This window comes from Nocardia sp. IFM 10818, from assembly GCF_054655275.1.
Map to the genome: position 1 here is coordinate 57,092 of NZ_BAAHJH010000001.1, position 19,761 is coordinate 76,852.

16 protein-coding genes are annotated in these 19,761 nt (G+C 68.0%); 5 read left to right on the plus strand and 11 right to left on the minus strand.

Translation table 11 applies throughout. From position 1 onward, the window contains the following. The first annotated feature begins 519 nt into the window (after positions 1–519). The 3 genes from gltB to ACYQ5L_RS00290 all read left to right on the plus strand — a co-directional run bounded on the left by gltB (position 520) and on the right by ACYQ5L_RS00290 (position 7,966). Complete coding sequence (gene gltB, locus ACYQ5L_RS00280) at positions 520–5,169, plus strand: glutamate synthase large subunit (protein ID WP_459954814.1); 4,650 nt, start codon at positions 520–522, stop codon at positions 5,167–5,169. Positions 5,170–5,273: 104 nt separating this feature from the next. Continuing rightward, positions 5,274–6,743, plus strand: coding sequence for a glutamate synthase subunit beta (locus ACYQ5L_RS00285; protein WP_459954815.1), 1,470 nt, complete (start codon positions 5,274–5,276; stop codon positions 6,741–6,743). Between the two features lie 326 nt (positions 6,744–7,069). Then, complete coding sequence (locus ACYQ5L_RS00290; RefSeq protein ID WP_459954816.1) at positions 7,070–7,966, plus strand: cutinase family protein; 897 nt, start codon at positions 7,070–7,072, stop codon at positions 7,964–7,966. Between the two features lie 33 nt (positions 7,967–7,999). Here ACYQ5L_RS00290 and ACYQ5L_RS00295 read toward each other — a convergent pair whose 3' ends face one another. From ACYQ5L_RS00295 to lysX, 3 genes are read right to left on the minus strand one after another with little or no spacing between them, the layout of a single operon-like run. After that, complete coding sequence (locus ACYQ5L_RS00295) at positions 8,000–8,611, minus strand: histidine phosphatase family protein (RefSeq protein ID WP_459963280.1); 612 nt, start codon at positions 8,609–8,611, stop codon at positions 8,000–8,002. A 48-nt stretch (positions 8,612–8,659) separates the two neighbouring features. Beyond that, positions 8,660–8,878 (minus strand): hypothetical protein, encoded by a 219-nt coding sequence (locus ACYQ5L_RS00300; protein WP_459954817.1) that lies wholly within the window; start codon positions 8,876–8,878, stop codon positions 8,660–8,662. Between the two features lie 51 nt (positions 8,879–8,929). Then, on the minus strand, positions 8,930–12,316 hold the full coding sequence (lysX, locus tag ACYQ5L_RS00305) for a bifunctional lysylphosphatidylglycerol synthetase/lysine--tRNA ligase LysX (RefSeq protein ID WP_459954818.1): 3,387 nt from the start codon (positions 12,314–12,316) through the stop codon (positions 8,930–8,932). A gap of 131 nt (positions 12,317–12,447) precedes the next feature. Between lysX and ACYQ5L_RS00310 the strand changes: the two genes are divergently transcribed. Then, complete coding sequence (locus ACYQ5L_RS00310) at positions 12,448–12,669, plus strand: RNA-binding S4 domain-containing protein (RefSeq protein WP_459954819.1); 222 nt, start codon at positions 12,448–12,450, stop codon at positions 12,667–12,669. 35 nt (positions 12,670–12,704) lie between these two features. On the opposite strand, the gene rraA is transcribed toward ACYQ5L_RS00310, so the two are convergent. Both rraA and ACYQ5L_RS00320 read right to left on the minus strand, forming a co-directional pair. Next, a complete protein-coding gene (rraA, locus tag ACYQ5L_RS00315) occupies positions 12,705–13,190 on the minus strand; it encodes a ribonuclease E activity regulator RraA (RefSeq protein WP_459954820.1) in 486 nt (161 codons plus the stop codon). 4 nt (positions 13,191–13,194) lie between these two features. Beyond that, positions 13,195–13,701, minus strand: coding sequence for a nitroreductase/quinone reductase family protein (locus ACYQ5L_RS00320; protein WP_459954821.1), 507 nt, complete (start codon positions 13,699–13,701; stop codon positions 13,195–13,197). A 95-nt stretch (positions 13,702–13,796) separates the two neighbouring features. On the opposite strand from ACYQ5L_RS00320, the gene ACYQ5L_RS00325 reads away from it, so the two are divergent. After that, a complete protein-coding gene (locus ACYQ5L_RS00325) occupies positions 13,797–16,025 on the plus strand; it encodes a serine/threonine-protein kinase (RefSeq protein ID WP_459954822.1) in 2,229 nt (742 codons plus the stop codon). A gap of 1 nt (position 16,026) precedes the next feature. On the opposite strand, the gene ACYQ5L_RS00330 is transcribed toward ACYQ5L_RS00325, so the two are convergent. The 6 genes from ACYQ5L_RS00330 to ACYQ5L_RS00355 form a co-directional block, all read right to left on the minus strand. Next, the gene (locus tag ACYQ5L_RS00330) at positions 16,027–16,488 is read right to left on the minus strand and encodes a DUF1707 and DUF4190 domain-containing protein (RefSeq protein WP_379193895.1); all 462 of its coding nucleotides are present in this window, start codon (positions 16,486–16,488) and stop codon (positions 16,027–16,029) included. Between the two features lie 117 nt (positions 16,489–16,605). Then, positions 16,606–16,986 (minus strand): DUF5313 family protein, encoded by a 381-nt coding sequence (locus tag ACYQ5L_RS00335; RefSeq protein WP_459954823.1) that lies wholly within the window; start codon positions 16,984–16,986, stop codon positions 16,606–16,608. Between the two features lie 69 nt (positions 16,987–17,055). Then, a complete protein-coding gene (locus tag ACYQ5L_RS00340; protein ID WP_459954824.1) occupies positions 17,056–17,517 on the minus strand; it encodes an SRPBCC family protein in 462 nt (153 codons plus the stop codon). A gap of 63 nt (positions 17,518–17,580) precedes the next feature. Next, complete coding sequence (locus ACYQ5L_RS00345; RefSeq protein WP_459954825.1) at positions 17,581–18,540, minus strand: CopD family protein; 960 nt, start codon at positions 18,538–18,540, stop codon at positions 17,581–17,583. Next, entirely contained in the window at positions 18,537–19,073 is a 537-nt protein-coding gene (locus ACYQ5L_RS00350; RefSeq protein ID WP_459954826.1) for a copper resistance CopC family protein, read from the minus strand. Before ACYQ5L_RS00350 ends, ACYQ5L_RS00345 begins: the two co-directional genes overlap by 4 nt. After that, complete coding sequence (locus ACYQ5L_RS00355) at positions 19,070–19,720, minus strand: YcnI family copper-binding membrane protein (RefSeq protein ID WP_459954827.1); 651 nt, start codon at positions 19,718–19,720, stop codon at positions 19,070–19,072. The genes ACYQ5L_RS00350 and ACYQ5L_RS00355 overlap by 4 nt, the downstream gene beginning before the upstream one ends. Between the last annotated feature and the right edge of the window lie 41 nt (positions 19,721–19,761).

Below are 19,761 nucleotides of genomic sequence, written 5' to 3' on the forward strand. Positions count from 1 at the left end.
CATTGCAGGTGAGGGGCTGTTCCGGGGCTGCGCCGGGATGGCCGGACGTTTCCCTCGCGCGCGCGGAATTCAGTGGGCAACTCAACTGAAAAGCCGGTGCACGCCTGCTTTACACTGGAGAACGCGCAAGTTGTGGAGGACCGATGAAGAAGCCCAGCTAGACACTGTTATTAGTGCAACCTAAGTTGGTTGGGCTGTTGTCCTGACTTATCGTTTGCTCTTACGTCGAACTAGACAAGTTCGGCATATCTCCCCATACGGACCAGAGGCCCGATCGGCGCTCAGCCTAGCGGGGACGAACGGCGCGGTAGGTAGCGAGCACGTAAGCGTTCGGTTACCACCGAGCACCCGACTACATCACCGAGCGGGTGAAACAACTGGAGAGTTGACTGCACGGGATGACCATCAGCGCCGCTGGTCTCCGAAACGTCCGGGAGCAGTCTGACCGGAGGCTTTGGACGAACGCCGCATTCTTGCTGCGGTACGAACCGAAGGCCTGTTTTTTGTGAAGGCAGAGGCATGACGCAACTTCCTGGCCACAGGTCCCCTGGACCCCGCGGGCTCTATGACCCGGCGAACGAACACGACGCCTGTGGTGTCGCCTTCGTCGTCGACATGCACGGCCGCCGCAGCCGCGACATCGTCGACAAGGCTATTACGGCATTGCTGAACCTGGAGCACCGAGGCGCAGCCGGCGCCGAGCCCAATTCGGGTGACGGCGCGGGCATTCTGATCCAGCTCCCGGACAAGTTCTTCCGTGCGGTGGTCGACTTCGACCTGCCGGCCGAGGGCGCCTACGCCACCGGTATCGCCTTCCTGCCGCAGGCCCGCCGCGAGGCCGCCCGCGCCGGATACGGCGTGGAGAAGATCGTCCGCGAGGAGGGCTTGGAGGTTCTCGGCTGGCGCGAGGTCCCCATCGACGAGTCGTCGCTGGGCGCCCTGTCGCGCGATGCCATGCCGACCTTCCGGCAGATCTTCATCGCCTCGCCCAAGGACTCGGCCGAGCAGCTCACCGGCATGGACCTGGAGCGTCGCGCCTACGTCATCCGCAAGCGCGTGGAGCACGAACTCGGCAAGGCGGGCGCCGGTGAGGGACCCGTCGGCAAGGAGTCGGTGTACTTCCCGAGCCTGTCCGGTCAGACCTTCGTCTACAAGGGCATGTTCACCACGCCGCAGCTGCGCGCCTTCTACCTGGACCTGCAGGACGACCGCGTCGAGTCGGCGCTGGGCATCGTGCACTCCCGCTTCTCCACCAACACCTTCCCGTCGTGGCCGCTGGCGCATCCGTTCCGCCGCGTCGCCCACAACGGTGAGATCAACACCGTCTCCGGCAACGAGAACTGGATGCGGGCCCGCGAGGCGCTGCTGAAGTCGGATGTCTTCGGCACCGATCACGAGGGCAACAACCGCCTGGAGAAGATCTTCCCGGTCTGTACCCCCGGGGCTTCGGACACCGCGCGTTTCGACGAGGTTCTGGAGCTCCTGCACCTGGGCGGCCGCAGCCTGCCGCACGCGGTGCTCATGATGATCCCCGAGGCGTGGGAACGGCATGAGTCCATGGACCCGGCCCAGCGCGCCTTCTACCGCTACCACTCCTTCCTCATGGAGCCGTGGGACGGCCCGGCCTCGGTGTGCTTCACCGACGGCACCGTGGTCGGCGCGGTGCTCGACCGCAACGGCCTGCGCCCCGGCCGCGTCTGGGTGACCGAGGACGGTCTGGTCGTGCTGGCCTCCGAAGTCGGTGTGCTGGACATCGATCCGTCCACGGTCGTGCAGAAGACCCGGCTGCAGCCGGGCCGCATGTTCCTGGTGGACACCTCGCAGGGCCGCATCATCTCCGATGACGAGGTCAAGTCCGCGCTCGCCGCGGAGGCCCCGTACCAGGAGTGGCTGGACCGGGGCCCGACCAAGCTGTCGGACCTCAAGGACCGCCCGCACGTGCACATGTCGCACGATCGCGTGCTGATCCGCCAGCAGATCTTCGGATACACCACCGAGGAGCTGAACCTGCTGATCTCGCCGATGGCGCAGACCGGCGGCGAGGCGCTCGGCTCCATGGGCACCGACACCCCGATCGCGGTGCTGTCGGCCCGGCCGCGGCTGCTGTTCGACTACTTCTCGCAGCTGTTCGCGCAGGTCACCAACCCGCCGCTGGACGCCATCCGCGAAGAGGTGGTCACCTCGCTGCGCAGCATGATCGGCCCGGAGGCCGACCTGCTGAACCCGGGACCGGAGTCCTGCGGTCAGATCACCCTGACCCAGCCCATCCTGGACAACGACGAGCTGGCCAAGCTGGTGCACATCAACGACGACGGGTCCCGGCCCGATCTGCGTTCGGTGGTCGTGCACGGCCTGTACCCGGTCAAGAAGGGCGGCAAGGGACTTCGCAAGGCCATCGAGGCCGTGCAGAAGCAGGTGTCGGCGGCCATCGACGGTGGCGCGCGGATCATCATCCTGTCCGACCGCGAGTCCAATGAGAAGCTGGCGCCGATCCCGTCGCTGCTGCTCACCGCCGCCGTGCACCACCACCTGGTGCGCGAGCGCACCCGCACCAAGGTCGGCCTGGTGGTGGAGGCCGGTGACGCCCGCGAGGTGCACCACATGGCCCTGCTGGTCGGCTTCGGCGCGGCCGCCATCAACCCGTACATGGCCTTCGAGTCCATCGAGGACATGCTCGAGCGCGGCGCGCTGCAGATGCCGGGCAGCACCGGCGATCTGGCCGCCGACTACAAGAAGGCCGTCGCCAACTACAACAAGGCCGCCGGCAAGGGCGTGCTGAAGGTGATGTCCAAGATGGGCATCTCCACCATCGCCTCCTACCGGGGCGCGCAGCTGTTCCAGGTCGTCGGCCTGGCGCAGAGCCTGGTGGACGAGTACTTCACCGGCCTGCGTTCGCCGCTGGAGGGCATCGGCCTCGACGACATCGCCGGCGAGGTCGCGCAGCGGCACAAGGTCGCGTTCCTGGAGAACCGCAATGAGCGCGCGCACCGCGAGCTCGAGGTCGGCGGTGAATACCAGTGGCGCCGTGAGGGCGAGTACCACCTGTTCAACCCGGACACGGTGTTCAAGCTGCAGCACGCCACCCGCTCGGGGCAGTACTCCATCTTCAAGGAGTACACCAAGATGGTGGACGACCAGTCCGAGCGGCTGGCCTCGCTGCGCGGCCTGTTCAAGTTCAAGTCCAAGGGCCGCAACCCGATTCCGATCGAGGAAGTCGAGCCCGCCAGCGAGATCGTGAAGCGCTTCTCGACCGGTGCGATGAGCTACGGCTCCATCTCCGCCGAGGCGCACGAGACCCTCGCGGTGGCCATGAATCGCCTCGGCGGCCGCTCCAACTCCGGTGAGGGCGGCGAGCATCCGGCCCGCTTCGAGCCGGAGGAGAACGGCGACTGGCGGCGCAGTGCCATCAAGCAGGTGGCGTCCGGCCGTTTCGGCGTGACCGCGCACTACCTGACCAACTGCACCGACATCCAGATCAAGATGGCGCAGGGCGCCAAGCCCGGTGAGGGCGGTCAGCTGCCGGCGCACAAGGTGTACCCGTGGGTCGCCGAGGTCCGGCACTCCACCCCGGGCGTGGGCCTGATCTCTCCGCCGCCGCACCACGACATCTACTCCATCGAGGATCTGGCGCAGCTGATCCACGACCTGAAGAACGCGAACCCGCAGGCGCGGATTCACGTGAAACTGGTCGCGGAGCCGGGCGTCGGCACCGTCGCCGCGGGTGTGTCCAAGGCGCACGCGGATGTCGTGCTCATCTCCGGCCACGACGGCGGCACCGGTGCGTCCCCGCTGACCTCGCTCAAGCACGCGGGCGGTCCCTGGGAGCTCGGCCTGGCCGAGACCCAGCAGACGCTGCTGCTCAACGGTCTGCGCGACCGCATCGTGGTGCAGGTGGACGGTCAGATGAAGACCGGCCGCGACGTCATGATCGCCGCACTGCTGGGCGCCGAGGAGTACGGTTTCGCGACCGCTCCGCTGGTGGTCTCGGGCTGCATCATGATGCGCGTGTGCCACCTCGACACCTGCCCGGTCGGCGTCGCCACCCAGAACCCGGTGCTGCGCGAGCGTTTCACCGGCAAGCCGGAGTTCGTCGAGAACTTCATGCTGTTCATCGCCGAAGAGGTGCGTGAGCTGCTGGCGTCACTGGGTCTGCGGACCCTGGACGAGGCCATCGGCCGGGTCGATCTGCTCGACACCACCAAGGCCAAGGAGCACTGGAAGGCGGCCAAGCTGGACCTGTCGCCGATCCTCGACGATGTCGAGACGGCGTTCATGTTCCAGGATCGCCGCCGCACCAAGGATCAGGACCACGGCCTGGACAAGGCGCTGGACAACCAGCTCATCGCGCAGGCCGCGGATGCGCTGGAGCGCGGCAAGCCGGTCAAGTTCGACACCAAGATCACCAACGTGAACCGGACCGTCGGCACCATGCTCGGCCACGAGGTGACCAAGCTGTACGGCGGCGTCGGCCTGCCCGACGACACCATCGACATCACGTTCACCGGTTCCGCCGGTAACTCCTTCGGTGCGTTCGTCCCGGCCGGTATCACGCTGCGCGTGCTCGGCGACGCCAACGACTATGTGGGCAAGGGCCTTTCGGGCGGCCGCATCATCGTGCGCCCGTCGGCCGACGCCCCGTCGGCGTTCGTGGCGGAGCAGAACATCATCGCGGGCAACGTGATCCTGTTCGGCGCCACCAGCGGCCAGGCCTTCATCCGCGGCACCGTGGGCGAGCGCTTCGCGGTCCGCAACTCGGGCGCCACCGCGGTGGTCGAGGGCGTGGGCGACCACGGCTGCGAGTACATGACCGGTGGCCGCGTGGTCATCCTCGGCGAGACCGGCCGCAACTTCGGCGCCGGCATGTCGGGCGGTATCGCGTTCGTCTACAACCCGAACGGCAGCTTCGAGGCCAACCTGAACACCGAACTGGTGGATATGGAACAGCTTTCGGGCGACGATGCCGCGTGGCTGCAGAACGTCATCACGCAGCATCGCGACGAGACCGGTTCGGCCGTGGCCGAGCGCCTGCTCAGCGACTGGTCGCAGCAGGCGAGCAAGTTCGTCAAGGTCATGCCGCGCGATTACAAGAAGGTTCTGCTCGCTATCTCGGAGGCCGAGAAGGCCGGCCGGAACGTGGACGAAGCCATCATGGAGGCCGCTCGTGGGTAGCCATGCAGCCGCGTTGACGTGGACGAAGCGCTGTGACCATTCAAGGCCGCGCGTGGCTGACATGACCTTCGCCGAGAACTTTGCTAGCACGACTGGAGTTGTAAATGGGTGACGCACAAGGCTTCCTGAAGCACACTTCCCGGGAACTGCCGAAGCGCCGTCCGGTTCCGCTGCGCCTCATGGACTGGAAAGAGGTCTACGAGGAGAACTTCTCCAAGGACACGCTCCGGACCCAGGCCAGCCGCTGCATGGACTGCGGCATTCCCTTCTGCCACAATGGCTGCCCGCTCGGGAACCTGATTCCCGAGTGGAACGACCTGGTGTACAAGGGCGCCTGGAAGGAGTCGTTCGACCGGCTGCACGCCACGAACAACTTCCCGGAGTTCACCGGCCGGCTGTGCCCGGCGCCGTGTGAGGCGTCCTGCGTGCTCGGGATCAACCAGGATCCGGTGACCATCAAGCAGGTCGAGGTCGAGATCATCGAGAACGGTTTCGACGAGGGCTGGGTGACCCCGGTCTACCCGACCCGCCTGACCGGCAAGCGGATTGCCGTCGTCGGTTCCGGCCCCGCCGGTCTGGCCGCCGCCCAGCAGCTGACCCGCGCCGGCCACACCGTGACCGTGTTCGAGCGCGACGACCGCATCGGCGGCCTGCTGCGCTACGGCATTCCGGAATTCAAGATGGAGAAGCGCTTCATCGACCGCCGCATCGCGCAGATGGAGGCCGAGGGCACCATCTTCAAGACCGGCGTGAACGTGGGCGTGGACATCACCGCCGAGGCGTTGCGCGAGCAGTTCGACGCGATCGTGCTCGCCGGTGGCGCCACCATCGCTCGCGACCTGCCGGTGCCGGGACGCGATCTGGACGGCATCCACCAGGCCATGGAGTTCCTGCCGCTGGCCAACCGCGTCCAGCTCGGCGACGACATCACCGATGCCGACGGCCTGCCGCCCATCCACGCGCGCGGCAAGAAGGTCGTCATCATCGGCGGCGGCGACACCGGCGCGGACTGCCTGGGCACCTCGCACCGCCAGGGTGCGGAGTCGGTGCACCAGTTCGAGATCATGCCGCGTCCGCCGGAGGAGCGCGCCTCCTCCACCCCGTGGCCGACCTACCCGCTCATGTACCGCGTCTCCTCGGCCCACGAGGAGGGCGGCGAGCGCGTGTTCTCCGTCAACACCGAGCGTTTCGTCGGCGAGAACGGCAAGGTCACCGGGCTGCAGGCGCACGAGGTGACGATGGTCAACGGCCGCTTCGAGAAGGTCGAGGGCACCGACTTCACCCTCGAGGCCGATCTGGTGCTGCTGGCCATGGGCTTCGTGGGCCCGCAGAAGAACGGCCTGCTCGAGGGCCTGGGCGTCGGCTACGACCAGCGTGGCAACGTCAAGCGGGACAATGACTGGGCCACCACGGTTCCCGGCGTCTTCGTCGCCGGCGATATGGGCCGCGGCCAGTCGCTGATCGTGTGGGCCATTGCCGAGGGCCGCGCCTGCGCCTCGGCGGTGGACAAGTTCCTCGAGGGCGAGACCGCGCTCCCGTCCCCGATCACCCCCACCATGGTCGCCCAGCGGTAACCCGCTCCCGGCGCCGAAACCCGAAGCGCCCGTGGACCCCAGGGTCCGCGGGCGCTTTCGCGTGTCCGGGAGCCGGGCGCGAATGCTGTGGTGTACGAGGAATTCGGACAGATTGCGGCAGTTGGTTGGCGCAGTGCGAAAGGCCCCTTTATTGTTATGCGCGGTGTGTCGCTGATCTCTGTCACGCGGTCTGCTTCGCGCATCTCATACGGGGCGGTTACTTCGGTTAACCCTCAGTGCACCGGATGGACATCCGGCGACTTCACCATGATCGGGAATCGGGACGGTCACAGCGGTCCCGGGCAAATGGCGTGAACTGGAGCAGTATGCGGTTGAAGAAGGTTGTCGCCGCTGCGGGGGCAGCAGCGAGCGTGCTCATGTCGGGAATCGTGCTCGGCAGCGGCCCCGTTACGGCAGACCCGGGATGCCCGGTCATGTATACGGTGGCGATTCCGGGAACCTGGGAGACCGGCCGGGACAAGGCGCCCGAACCGGGAATGCTGTCGGATGTGACCGACGGGCTACCGGGTCAGGTCGACTATGTGGTCTACGCGGCCACCGCCTTCCCGTGGGAGGGCGACGTCTACGGCGCATCCAAGAAGGACGCCATCGACAAGGCGCGAGGCATGGTGGCGGCCATGGGAACCCGCTGCCCCGGCACCACCATCTCCATCACCGGCTACAGCCAGGGCGCGGACGCCGCGGGCGATCTGGCCGCCGAGATCGGCACCGGACTCGGCGTGGTGCCCCCGGATCGGATCGGCGCGGTCGCGCTCATCTCGGATCCGCGGCGCTCGCCCACCGATATCCAGATCGGTCCGGCCGCGCCGGGCATGGGTGCGGGCGGGCCGCGCGTCGGCGGCTTCGGCTGGATCGCGGACAAGGTGCGCACCGTCTGCGCCCTCGGCGATCTGTACTGCTCCACCGAGGAGAGCGACTTCGTCAGCCGCTTCGCCGGCTTCCTGGCGCAGACCTCGAATCCGAACCCGGTGAATCTGTGGCGGTACCAGCTCGAGTTCGGCGCGATCATGAACGATCTGATGGCGCAGGGCGGCATCCCGACGCTGCAGTCGCAGCTCAGCGAGGGCGCCAATGAGGAACGCGCCAAGCAGTTCGAGCAGTTCTTCCGCACCGGCAAGCACACCAGCTACGGGTACTACCCGGTCGGCGGCGGGCAGACCGCGCTGACCTGGATGCACAACTGGCTGGCGGGCGCCGCCTAAGGGGTGTGGGGGCCTGGCCCCCACACCTTCCCATCACTGGGGCAGGTTGCGGGGCAATAGATCCCAGACGTGCCCGTTTTCGTTGATGGTGGCAGCGGTTCGTCCGCCGGTGCGCGAGTACAGGATTCGCGTGATCGAGCAGTAGTCGATCGGGAAGGTCAGCGGCCGCTCCAGGCGCAGAACATCCTGGAGCAGGACGTTGATCACGCCACCGTGCGCGAAGACGACGACCGTCTCGGCGTGGTCCGCTGCCGCCACGATGCCCGAAATCCCGTCCAGCACACGGCTGATGAAGGCCGGGCCATCGATCTGCTCGGGCAGGTGGCCCGCCTTGATGCGCGCATAGGCGCCGGCGAAATCGCGCTTGGCATCCTCGATGGGGATATAGGCGGGCAGGTCGCGATCGTATTCGGCGAGGCCGTCCATGATGTCGGCGGCCAACCCCAGCTTTTCGGCTGTGGGACGGGCGGTTTCCCGCGCCCGCAGCTGCGGGCTGCTCACCACCCGGGCAATCCGGTGATGGGCCAGGGCGGCGGGCACGCGCGCGGCTTGTTCGAGGCCGATCTCGGTGAGATCCGGGTCGGCCGGGCCGGACAGCTCGGTGACGCGTTGCGGCTGAGCGTGGCGGACGAGGATCAACTGCACGCCATCACTCTGCCGCACCGTACCGTCACATTGCCCGGCGGGGCGGCGCTACTGCTGCTTCTTGCGCTTGGTCATGAGGTAGACGATGCCCAGGACGAGCGCGATGACGCCGATGCAGCAGACCGCGGCGAAGATCCAGAAACCGCCGCCGCGCTTGCTCTTCTTCTTGGCGGCCTCGTATTCGATGGCCGAGGTCCAGGTGTTCGGATCGGTCCATACGGTGTGATCCAGCAGGTTCGCCTGGGTCATCATATCGAGGTAGTACATCGGAAGCCCCTCTCGAATCGGAACGGCCCTCCTCCCGGGGCCCAACTCAGATTAGCTGGTGCGCGGTTTCACCAATGGGAATGGCAAGGTTTCCCTAATACTGCGACCGGTGAGCAGCATGACCACCCGATCCACGCCGACGCCGAGCCCGCCGGTGGGCGGCATGGCGTGCTCGAGGGCCTGCAGGAAGTCCTCATCGAGCTCCATGGCCTCCGGATCGCCGCCCGCGGCCAGCATGGACTGCTCGGTGAGCCGGCGGCGCTGTTCCACCGGATCGGTCAATTCGCTGTAGGCCGTGCCCAGTTCGACGCCCCAGGCCACCAGGTCCCAGCGTTCGGTGACGCCCGCGATGTGCCGGTGCCGGCGGGTGAGCGGTGAGACCGAGGTGGGGAAGTCGATGTAGAAGGTGGGTTCCTCGGTCTGCGATTCCACCAGGTGCTCGTACATCTCGAGCACGATCTGCCCGGTGTCCCAGCCCATTTGATGCGGTACGCCGGCCTTGTCGCAGAGCAGCCGCAGGCGTTCCTCATCGGTGTCGGGCGTAATGGTTTCGCCGAGTTTCTCCGAGACCGCGCCGTGCACGGTCTGCACCGGCCATTCGCCGGAGATGTCCACTTCGTCGAAGGTGCCGTCCGGTTTCGGCCGCAGCGCCACCATCTTCCCGTTGGCCGCCACCGCGGCCTCCTGGATGAGCTGACGGCAGGTGTGCATCATGCGTTCGTAATCGCTGTGCGCCTCATAGGCTTCCAGCACCGTGAACTCGGGATTGTGCGAGAAGTCCGCCCCCTCGTTGCGGAAGACCCGGCCCAGTTCGAAGACCTTCTCCATACCGCCCACGCACAGCCGCTTGAGATACAGCTCGGGCGCGATGCGCAGATACAGGTCCAGATCGTAGGCATTGATGTGGGTGGTGAACGGGGTGGCATTGGCGCCGCCGTGCACCCGCTGCAGGACCGGCGTCTCGACCTCCAGGAATCCCCAGCCGTGCAAGGTGTCCCGCAGCGAGCGCACCACCGCGCTGCGCTTGGCCATGAGCTCGCGGATATCGGTATTGATGGCCATGTCGACGTAGCGCTGCCGCACGCGCGCCTCGGGATCGGCCAGGCCCTTCCACTTGTCGGGCAGCGGGTGCAGGCATTTGCCGAGCATCCGCCAGTCGGCGGCCAGTAAAGACAGCTCGCCGCGCCGGCTGCGCCCGATCTGGCCGCTCACCTCGATGAGGTCGCCGAGATCGAAGTACTCGTCGAATTCGGCGGCGTGCTCCGCGCCGACCCGGCCGCGATCGATGACCAGCTGGATCTCCCCGGACCAGTCGCGCACCAGGGCGAAGATGACGCCGCCGTAGTCGCGAATCCGCAAGAGCCGCCCGCAGACTCGCACCGTGGTGCCCTGCGGGGAGCGGCGTGCGGCGGCCACCGTATGGGTGGGCGGATAGGCGACGGGGTAGGCGTCGATGCCCGCGGCCTCGAGCTTGTTCAGCTTGTCCATGCGCACCCGCACCTGTTCGGGGCGGCGCGGTCCGGCTTCCTCGAGCTCCTCGGGCGTCGGCTCGGGCGGGCTGCCGTCGGCGTGCAGCCCGGTAATGGTGGCGGGCACCGAGGAGCGCACGCCGGTGTGCGCGGAGGCGTCGTGATCCTTGCCGATGCGCGGCAGGAAGCCCTCGGCGAGCGCGCTGGCGATGGCGACCCGCGGTAGGTGCCGGCGTTCCTCGAACATCGAGAAGCGCGGCACCCAATCCGGTTGGTATTTCACATTCGAGCGGTACAGCGCCTCCAGCTGATACCAGCGGGAGAAGAACATGAGAATGCTGCGCCACAGTCGCAGCACGGGGCCCGCGCCGATGCGCCCGCCCTCTTCGAAGACGGCGCGGAAGACGGCGAAGTTCAGCGAGATGCGGGTGATGCCGTACTGCTCGGAGGTGAGCGCCAGCCGGGAGATCATCAATTCCATGACGCCGTTGGGGCTTTGGCGGTCGCGGCGCATGAGGTCCAGGGAGACGCCGGTGCGGCCCCACGGGACCAGCGAGAGCATGCCCAGTACGCGGTCGCCGGATTCGGGCGAGTCGGCCGAAGGCCGTCCGTTGCGGGTGGCGGTGGGCTGGCGGGCGGGCTCGACCGCTTCCACCAGCAGGCACTCGCCGTCGAGGGGATCGCCGAGGCGGTCGAGCGCCATCGAGAAGCCGCGTTCGGTCTCGGTATCGCGCCAGGCCTCCGCGCGGCGCATGACCTCCCGCATCTCCTCGGCCGGAATCTCCTTGTGCCGCCGCACCCGCACGGTGACGCCCTGTTTGGAGAGCCGGTTGACGGCCTGGCGGACCTGTTTCATATCCGGCCCGGCCAGGGAGAAGCTGCGGGTCTCCAGAATGGCCTCGTCGCCCAGGCGCAGCGCGGACAGCCCGGCCCGGCCGTAGGCGGTCGCGCCCAGCTCGCTGGCGCCCATGACGGCCGGGGCCCAGCCGTACTGGTCGGCCAGCCGCAGCCAGGCGTCGATGGCGTGCGGCCACGCCTCCTTCATGCCGATGGGATCACCGGAAGCCAGGCACACCCCGAGTTCCACGCGGTAGGTGACGGCCGCCTTCCCGCTGGGCGCGAACACCACCGCCTTGTCGCGCCGGGTGGCGAAGTAGCCGAGCGAGTCCTCCACATCGGAGCGCTCCAGCAGCCCGCGCAGCGCGGACTCGTCGATTCCGGTGAGCGCGTTGGCCGCTCGCTGCGACCGGAACAGCACCGCCACCGCGGCCAGCAGGGCGATGGCGCCGAACAGGCCGAGCAGCAGGTTCACCAGATGCGGCGGGTGCCCGTCGAAGTTCTCATTGCTGACCAGGATGGCCGCCGTCACCCGCGAGATCGACCACAGCGGCCGCTGCACGCCGCCCGCCAGGGTGCCGGGGAAGAGTTCGATCAGTCCCCAGCCGATGAGCGAGCCCAGCGCGAGCCCGCCGGCCAGCCAGCCCAGCGCCCGCCACACCGCGCCGCGCTGCACCTGGGTGTAGAACTCCGACCAGGACGCGATCAGGACGCCGATGACCACGAGGTGGACGAGCAGCGCCACCAGGGCGTTGAAGTCCTTCTCGGCGGCGAATTCCAATGCGTTGGCCAGGGCGTACACCGCCATGTAGCCGGTCAGTAACCACCAGGCGATGCGCTTGCGGCTGGCGGTGGCGCCGGCGAGCAAGCCGACCACCACGGCCCACACCAGTGAGGTGTCGGGCGCGTCGAAGTAGTAGTCGTCGACGTAGTGCCGCAGCGGCGCGGTCAGATACCGCAGGGCCGGCGAGATGCTCCACAGCGCGCAGACGGCCGCGAAGACGCCCAGGATCAGGCCCGCGACGTGCGGGACCTCACGGAACCGGCCGTGCCCGCGGTGCGGGACCTCCGGTGCGCGCGCGTCCGGTCTGTGATCGCTGTCCTGGTGTTGCCGGTCCTGCGTCGAAGTCACCGCACCAGTGTGTACGGTGCGCTTGCCCGCGCGCACTCAGAACCGCGTTCGTGTCGGCCACGCACCACTTACCGGCCGGTTGCGGGGGCCGGTATTTGGACTCTCGCGGCGCGCGGGTAAGGATGTACCCCATGACGGATCCAGTCGATGTTCCGATCGCGGACGAGGTCATTCGACTCGGCCAGTTCCTGAAACTGGCGAATCTCATCGATTCCGGCTCGGAGGCCAAGACCGTGATCGCCGAGGGCCTGGTGCGGGTCAACGACGAGGTGGAATTGCGCCGCGGCCGGCAGCTACACGCGGGCGACGTGGTGACGCTGGCCGGGCACCGCGCCCGGGTCGCCTCTGCCTGACGGGGAGATACGGGGGCTGTTGCCCCCGGAACCCCTTACTCGGCCCTGACCACCACGCCGTCGTGGTCGCTGTAGAGCATGTCGCCCGGCACGAAGGTGACGCCGCCGAACTCGACGGGCACGTCCTTGTCACCGGATCCGGTCTGGGTGCTCTTGCGCGGGTTGGTGCCCAGCGCCTTGATGCCGATGGGCAGCGTGCGCAGGATCGCGGAGTCGCGGACCGCGCCGTTGACGATCACCCCGGCCCAGCCGTTGTCCACGCCGCGGCCGGCGATGATGTCGCCGACCAGGGCGGTGTGCACGCTGGCGCCGCCGTCGACCACCAGCACGCGACCTTCGCCGGGTTCGCCGAGGGTCTGCTTGACCAGCAGGTTGTCCTGGAAGCAGCGAATGGTCACGATGCGGCCGGCGAACGCCTCGCGCCCGCCGAACTGAATGAACTGGGTGTCGCAGCTGCGGATCTCGGGGCCGATCTCATCGGCCAGATCCGCGGTGGCCACTGCGTTTGCTGATTCGGTCACGGGCCTATCTTGTCAGGGCGAAAATTCGCAGATCACGCGTGGTGCGGTTCTTGTAGGCGGTGTACGCCTCGGTGGTCTCCTCGAACCTGGCGAAGATCTCCTGCTTGCGACCCTCGTCCTCGACCAGCGTCGCCGTCACGGGGATGCGCTGTCCGGCGATGGTGACCTCGGCGGCCGGGGTGGCCAGCAGGTTTCCGGTCCACGCCGGGTGCTTGGCCTGCCCGAAATTACTGCCGATCACATACAGCACGTCCCCGCCGTGCACATAGAGCAGCGGGCTGGTGCGCGGCTGCCCGGACTTGCGGCCGATGGTGGTGAGCAGGATGACCGGGGCGCCGATCGGCCCGAGCACGGTGTATTTGCCATTCGTACGCTCCAGCACCCGGCGATCCAGCGGGGTCAACTTCCGGATCACCAGCGAGCCGAAGGTCGTCGCGGCGAACGGACTGGCAAGGCGCGACAGCAGATTGGTGCGTGATCCCCAGATCCGGTCGGGAAACTGCTCACTCATGCCCCGGAGCGTAGTTGGTGAAGCAATCCGGGTGCGATCAACGATTGAACAGCTGAGAATTGATCCGCACGTACACGCCGGTTGCAGGGGAGGGCATGAATGTGGAGCCGGCCATAGATTCCGACGCTGTCGATGAAACCCGCTCGCTGCTGACCGCGCTCACCGCCCGGTTCACCGCGGCGTGGGAGGCCGCGGGCGCGCCGCCGGAGCTGGCCGGATTCCTGCCGGATGCACCGGAGTTGCGCCGGTTGTGCCTGATCGAGCTGATCAAGATCGATCTCGAGTATCGGTGGATTCGCTACGACTTCCCGAAACGGCTGGCCGAATACCGCCTGGAATACGACGAACTGCGCTCCGGGCCGCTGCCGCCGGATCTGGCCTACGAGGAATTCCACGCCCTGCGCCGCTCCGGTCGCGGCCTGGACCACAGCGGCTTCCCGACCGAGGCCGCCTCCACCGAGATCGAATGGGATCAGCGCGACTACCGCAGCACCCTCATCGCCCGGCCGCAGGCCCGCGCCGCCCTCGACGTCATCGAGGTCGGCGACCGGGTGGACGATTTCGACCTGCTCGTCGAATTGGGCAGCGGCGCCTTCGCCCGCGTCTTCCTGGCCCGGCAGCGATCCATGCAGCGGCTGGTGGCGGTGAAGATCTCGCAGAATCACGGCACCGAATCCGAGACCCTCGCCCAGCTCGACCACGAGAACATCGTGCGCGTCTTCGATCAGCGGCTGATGGCCGAGCACGAACTCAAGCTCATGTACATGCAGTATCTGCCCGGCGGGACGCTGTCGCGGCTGCTGAGCCTGGTGCGCGAACGCCCGCCCGAGCAGCGCTCGGGCGCACTGCTGCTGGAGGCCGTCGACCGCGCCATGCGGGACAAGGGCGGGCTGGTGCCGAGCGAATCCGCCGCCCGCGCCGGCGTCGCCGCGCGCAGCTGGCCGGAAACCGTTGCCTGGCTGGGCAGCCGGCTCGCCCGCGCACTCGACTACGCCGCCGCGAACGGCGTGCTGCACCGGGATATCAAGCCCGCCAACGTGCTGCTCACCGCCGACGGGGTGCCCAAGCTCGCCGACTTCAATATCAGCTTCAGCCTGCACGTGGCCGGGACCAGCCCGCTGGCCTACTTCGGCGGATCCCTCGCCTACATGTCGCCCGAGCAGCTCGCGGCCTGCCATCCGCACCTGCCCGCCAGCGCCGAGGATCTGGACGGCCGCAGCGATATCTACGCCCTCGGTGTGGTGCTGTGGGAGCTGCTCACCGGCCGGCGTCCCTTCGACGACGAGTCCCGGGCGGGCGATTCGGAGTCCTCGCTCGAGCGCATGCTGGAATTGCGGCGGCGCGAACTGGATCGGGCGCAGCAGTCGCTGCTGCCGCCGGACTGCCCGCCCACGCTGCGGCGCGTGCTGCTGAAGTGCCTGGCCCCGAATCGGGAGGACCGCTGGGCCACCGGCGCGGAACTGGCCCGGCAGCTGGATCTATGTCTGGATCAGCGTGCCCGGGATCTGGTGGATCCGCCCGCGGGCAGCTGGCGCGCCAAGGCCGGACCGTGGTCATTGCTGGGCATCATCACTCTGGCGAGCGCGACCGGCGGCATTCTCGGGGTGCTGTACAGCAATCTGCACAGCAGCCCGCTGTTCGACGCCTGGATACCGCACGACGAGCAGCTGCGATTACAGAACATCAGCGGACTGTTCGGGCTGTTCACCACCGTACTGGTGCTGATCGTCACGAACTTCATGTGCCGCAAGGCTTTTCTGGTGTGGCGCGGCCTGCAGCGCGGTAGGCGCTACGATCCGGCCGAACTGGCCGCGGCCCGCCGCGACACGCTGGTGGACGGGGACCGGGTGGCGTGGGCCGCCTTCGCGGGCTGGTTGCAGCATGCGGTGCTGACGCCGTTCATCCTGCTGGCCTATACCGATCTGTCGCTGCCGCAGGTGCTGCACTTCGCCGCGACCCTGCTGGTCGCGGGCACGGTGGCGGTGGCCTACCCGTTCTTCCTGATCACCTTCTTCATCGTCCGCTGCATTTATCCGGCCCTGCTCATCCACGGTGAGACCACCGCCGACGACCGTGATCTGCGGGCCCTGAGCCGGCGCTGCACCCGCTATCTCGCGGTGGCGGCCTCGATTCCGCTCATTGCCGTGGTCACCGGATTCATGGCGCTGCGGCCGGACGAGGTGTCGCTGGTCATCGAGCCCATGAAGTGGCTGTGCCTGGCGGGCGTGCTCGGATTCCTCGGCGACTATTGGCTTTTCCGGCAATTGGAGGCGGATCTGCGCGCGTTCGAGCGCACCGTGGCGGAGCGTCCGGACCTCGGGTGAGTCAGAGGAAGAACCACATCCCGTACACCAGCATCCACGCCGCGCCGAGCGCCACACCGCCGATGGCCAGACCCTTGTCCTCCCGCTGCGAATCCAGCGCCAGCGCCACCGATCCGAGCGCGATGGCCGGCAGCGCGGTGATGCCGCAGGCGATCCCGAACATGCCGAGGATGAAGGCGGCGATCCCCATGCCGTTGGACCTGCGCGGCGGCCCGGGCGGCTGCGGGCCGTAGAGCATCGGCGTATTCGGATAGATGGCCGGTCCGAGCCGGACCGCCGGCAATCCGGTCATGACGTGTTCCAGATCGCCGTAGGTCTTGGCATTGAGCGCCAACCCGATTCGATCGGACAATTCGTCGGCGTCGATCCGTCCCTCGGTGAAGCACTGTTTCAGCGCTTCGACCACCCGATCCCGATCGTCGTCCCCCGCGCGGAAATGTGCGGCGGCCCAGTGAGGTTCCATCTGGCTCTCCCACGAACCCGAAGCAACAAATGTCTTCCCACCGAGCGTATGCCGCGAACGGGCGCGCCGCCGCAACCGAGAGCGGAACCACAGAGAGCGTTCAGGCTCCGCGCGGAATCAGGCGCGGCCGTGCCGCCGTTCATAGGCAATGCGGTCGGCGGCCTCGCGGGTGCGCCGATCGATATCGGCGAGTGCGGGATCCAGGCCGTGCTTGATGAGCCGATGCCGGCGGTAGACGTACATGAGCGCCGCGGTGAAATAGATGAGCGGAATATAGAGCAGCGCCATCATGGCCAGCCCCATCCACGTCGGCCCGGGCAGCAGCAGGAACAGGCAGAGAACGGGAATGATCGGAACGAGAATCCGCAGCAGATAGCGGCGGGTGGCGCCGGGTCCGGTCAGATCCTCGAGTACCCAGTCCCGCATGCTCGGCGGGAGGGTGCGGCCCCAGACGTAGCCGATCCGTTCGAGCGGATTCGGCGCGGCGCGTTCGGGCATGTGCCCAGGATCCCCGGTGCTGCGGCGGGGGACAACTCGGGGGGTCGGCGCCATTGACGACCCCGTGGCTCAGGCGCTGGCGCGGGCGGCGTGGAAGGCGGCGACCTGGGTGACCAGGTTCTTGGTGGAGCCCTTCACGGCCAGTTTCACGAACGGCTCGATGGTCTTGCCGAGCACCTTGCCCGCGATGCCGCCCGGGACCTTGTAGTCCACGATGGCGTCGATGGTGCAGGATTCCTCGCCCTTGTCGTGGAAGAGGAAGGTGGATTCGATCTCGAAGCCCTTGATGGACTTGACCCCGATGGCCACGCCCGGCTCATGCCGCACGATCTTGATGGTCGAATGCAGGGTGACGGGTCCCAGTGCGATGGTGCCGTCGAAGGTGGCGTCCACGCCCTCGGTCTGCTCGGTGAGCGGGGTGAAGGCGCTGATCTCATTGATGAATTTCGGCAGGTGCCGGTAGTCGTTGACATAGGCGAAGGCGGATTCGGCCGAGGCGGCGCAGTCCGCGACGATCTTGACTTCGGTCATGCGCAAAACTGTAACGTGTTCTAATTCTGTCTGCCTCTCACAGGAGGCGGGGAGAGGCGCAGATCACGCGGTGACGGCCAGCGTGGCGGCCAAGCCGAACACTACCGCCATTGCCAGCACTTCGGAAATCGCACGGCGCAACGAGGATTCGGCGGTCATGCGATGATCGGCCGCCAGCGGCACCCAGCGGGTGCGCCACCACCAGCCCAGCGCCAGCAGCGCGACCAGCAGCAGCGTCTTCGCCAGCAGGATGCGGCCGTAGCCGGTGGTCGCCAGGGCGGTGAGACCGCCCACCCGGATCAGCCCGTTCACCACGCCGGTCAGCGCCACCGCCGCGGCCAGCGGCAACGCCCACGCCGAATACCGGGGCAGCAGCACCGCCCACTCGCCCCGGGTGCGGACCGTCAGCGCCAGCGCCAGCAGCAGCCCGAACCAGGCCGAGGCCGCGAGCGCGTGCACGGCCGCCAGCACCGAACCGAACATCTGCTGCGACATGTGCCCGGTAATCGGCCGCAGCGCCACCGTCACCGCGGCGAACACCAGCACCAGATCGACGGTGGCGCGGTCGGGACTGCGAAACGCGAACGCGCTGTAGACCGCCACCGCACCGCAGCCGATCAGAATGGCGATGCCGATCTGCCCGCCGCTCACCGTGGTCAGATACTCGCCGAACTGTCCCGCGCTCATGCGCCGCAGCGGAATCCCCTGCACCTCGGCGGCTTCCAGCGCCAGCATGGTGAATTCCAGTGCCGCCCAGAGCCCGGCCAGGATGGTGAGCCGGCGCCAGGCCGGACTCACCCGCTCGTGCAGGCGCGGCAGCGCGGCCAGGCCGAGCACGGTCGCGCCCGCGCAATCGGCGAGCACCCGGGCGGGCGCCTCCGGCTGTACGGGATCGTTCGCGGCCAGCAGCCAGGCCAGGCCCGCACCGGCCAGGCCGAGCGGGACGACCAGCAACAGCCGGCGTACGGTGTTGCCGGTCGTCCCGGGTTCCCGGCGGCGATCGGTGCGGTCGGACCGATTCACTTGCGCCGCTTGCCCTTACCGCCGAGCAGGGCGAAGGCCAGGCCGCCGCCGAACAGCACCACCGCGCCCGCGATGAACACCCACAGCGGTACGCCGCCGCCGTCGGAACCGCCGGCCTTGGCCGAGGAGTCGGCCTTGGGTCCCGGAGTTCCATTGCCCGCCTTGGTGAGTTCGAACTTGCGGGTGCCGCTGACCGGATGGCCGTCGGCGGAGGTGACGCGGTAGGCGATGGTGTACTCGCCCACCGGGCCCAGTTCCCCGACCTCGATGCTCACCGAGGGACCCTCGACCAGCGGCTGCCCCTTGGACCACAGATTGCCGTCCGGGCCGGTGACCGTCATGGACGGATAGCTGGCCTGCAGATCCTCGTTGAAAGTGACGCTGACCCGCGCCGGGGCGGCGTCGATCTTGGCCCCGTTCTCCGGGGTGGAGGCGATGGCGGCCGAATGCGCATTGGCCACACCGCCGCCCAGGAGTGCGAAACCGGTGACCAGCAGGCCGGTGATCAGACCGGCGAATACCTTGCGCGTCATGCCTTCTTGCTCCGGATCACGGCGCCCAGACCGAGCGCGGCGCCCAGCGCGCCGAGCGCCAGGCCGATCCCGCCCAGCCAGCGAGCGGTGGTGTCCTCCGACTTCTGCTCCGCGGCCGCGGTGTCGCCGACGCTGTGGTCGTCACCGCCATTGCTCGAGGCCAGCGTGAGCGACGGGGCCGGATGCTCCGGTTCGGTGCCGTCGGCATTCTCCTGCTGATCCCAGTTCACGACCTTGCCGTCGCTGTAGGTCTGGACGGCGGCGAAGCTCAGGGTCTCCTGCTCGGGCAGCGGGCCCAGCGAGAGCACGAAGCGCTGGAACTGGCCCGGGCCGACACCCGGATTGCCCGGGTCCGCGGTCCACGTGACCGCGGTGGCCTGGCCCTTGTCGTTCCGCTCGACCTTGGCCGACCAGCCCGGCAGCGGTTCGGTGCGCGCCGACTTCAGATTCGGCACCGTGACGGTGAGTTTCGTGGTGGACGCGGTATCGGATTCGGTCGGCACCTTGAAGGTGACGACGGAGTACCCGCCCTGTTTGGCGCCGGGCGCCTCCACGGTGACATGGGCGGCGGCCGTACCGGCGCCCAGCAGCGTCAGGCCCACGGTCGCACCGACCGCGACGAGCCCACGCGAAAGAGAGGTGTGCATGGATGGATTGCCTTTTCTGACAAAGGGTTACGGGTGAAGGG

Bases quoted from the DNA above. Each gene is read 5' to 3' on its own strand.
- ACYQ5L_RS00285 (WP_459954815.1), top strand. From the start codon at position 5,274: ATGGGTGACGCACAAGGCTTCCTGAAGCACACTTCCCGGGAACTGCCG.
- ACYQ5L_RS00320 (WP_459954821.1), bottom strand. From the start codon at position 13,701: ATGAGTGAGCAGTTTCCCGACCGGATCTGGGGATCACGCACCAATCTG.
- ACYQ5L_RS00310 (WP_459954819.1), top strand. From the start codon at position 12,448: ATGACGGATCCAGTCGATGTTCCGATCGCGGACGAGGTCATTCGACTC.
- ACYQ5L_RS00325 (WP_459954822.1), top strand. From the start codon at position 13,797: ATGAATGTGGAGCCGGCCATAGATTCCGACGCTGTCGATGAAACCCGC.
- ACYQ5L_RS00335 (WP_459954823.1), bottom strand. From the start codon at position 16,986: ATGCCCGAACGCGCCGCGCCGAATCCGCTCGAACGGATCGGCTACGTC.
- ACYQ5L_RS00340 (WP_459954824.1), bottom strand. From the start codon at position 17,517: ATGACCGAAGTCAAGATCGTCGCGGACTGCGCCGCCTCGGCCGAATCC.
- ACYQ5L_RS00355 (WP_459954827.1), bottom strand. From the start codon at position 19,720: ATGCACACCTCTCTTTCGCGTGGGCTCGTCGCGGTCGGTGCGACCGTG.
- gltB (WP_459954814.1), top strand. From the start codon at position 520: ATGACGCAACTTCCTGGCCACAGGTCCCCTGGACCCCGCGGGCTCTAT.
- ACYQ5L_RS00330 (WP_379193895.1), bottom strand. From the start codon at position 16,488: ATGGAACCTCACTGGGCCGCCGCACATTTCCGCGCGGGGGACGACGAT.
- ACYQ5L_RS00290 (WP_459954816.1), top strand. From the start codon at position 7,070: ATGCGGTTGAAGAAGGTTGTCGCCGCTGCGGGGGCAGCAGCGAGCGTG.
- ACYQ5L_RS00300 (WP_459954817.1), bottom strand. From the start codon at position 8,878: ATGTACTACCTCGATATGATGACCCAGGCGAACCTGCTGGATCACACC.
- ACYQ5L_RS00350 (WP_459954826.1), bottom strand. From the start codon at position 19,073: ATGACGCGCAAGGTATTCGCCGGTCTGATCACCGGCCTGCTGGTCACC.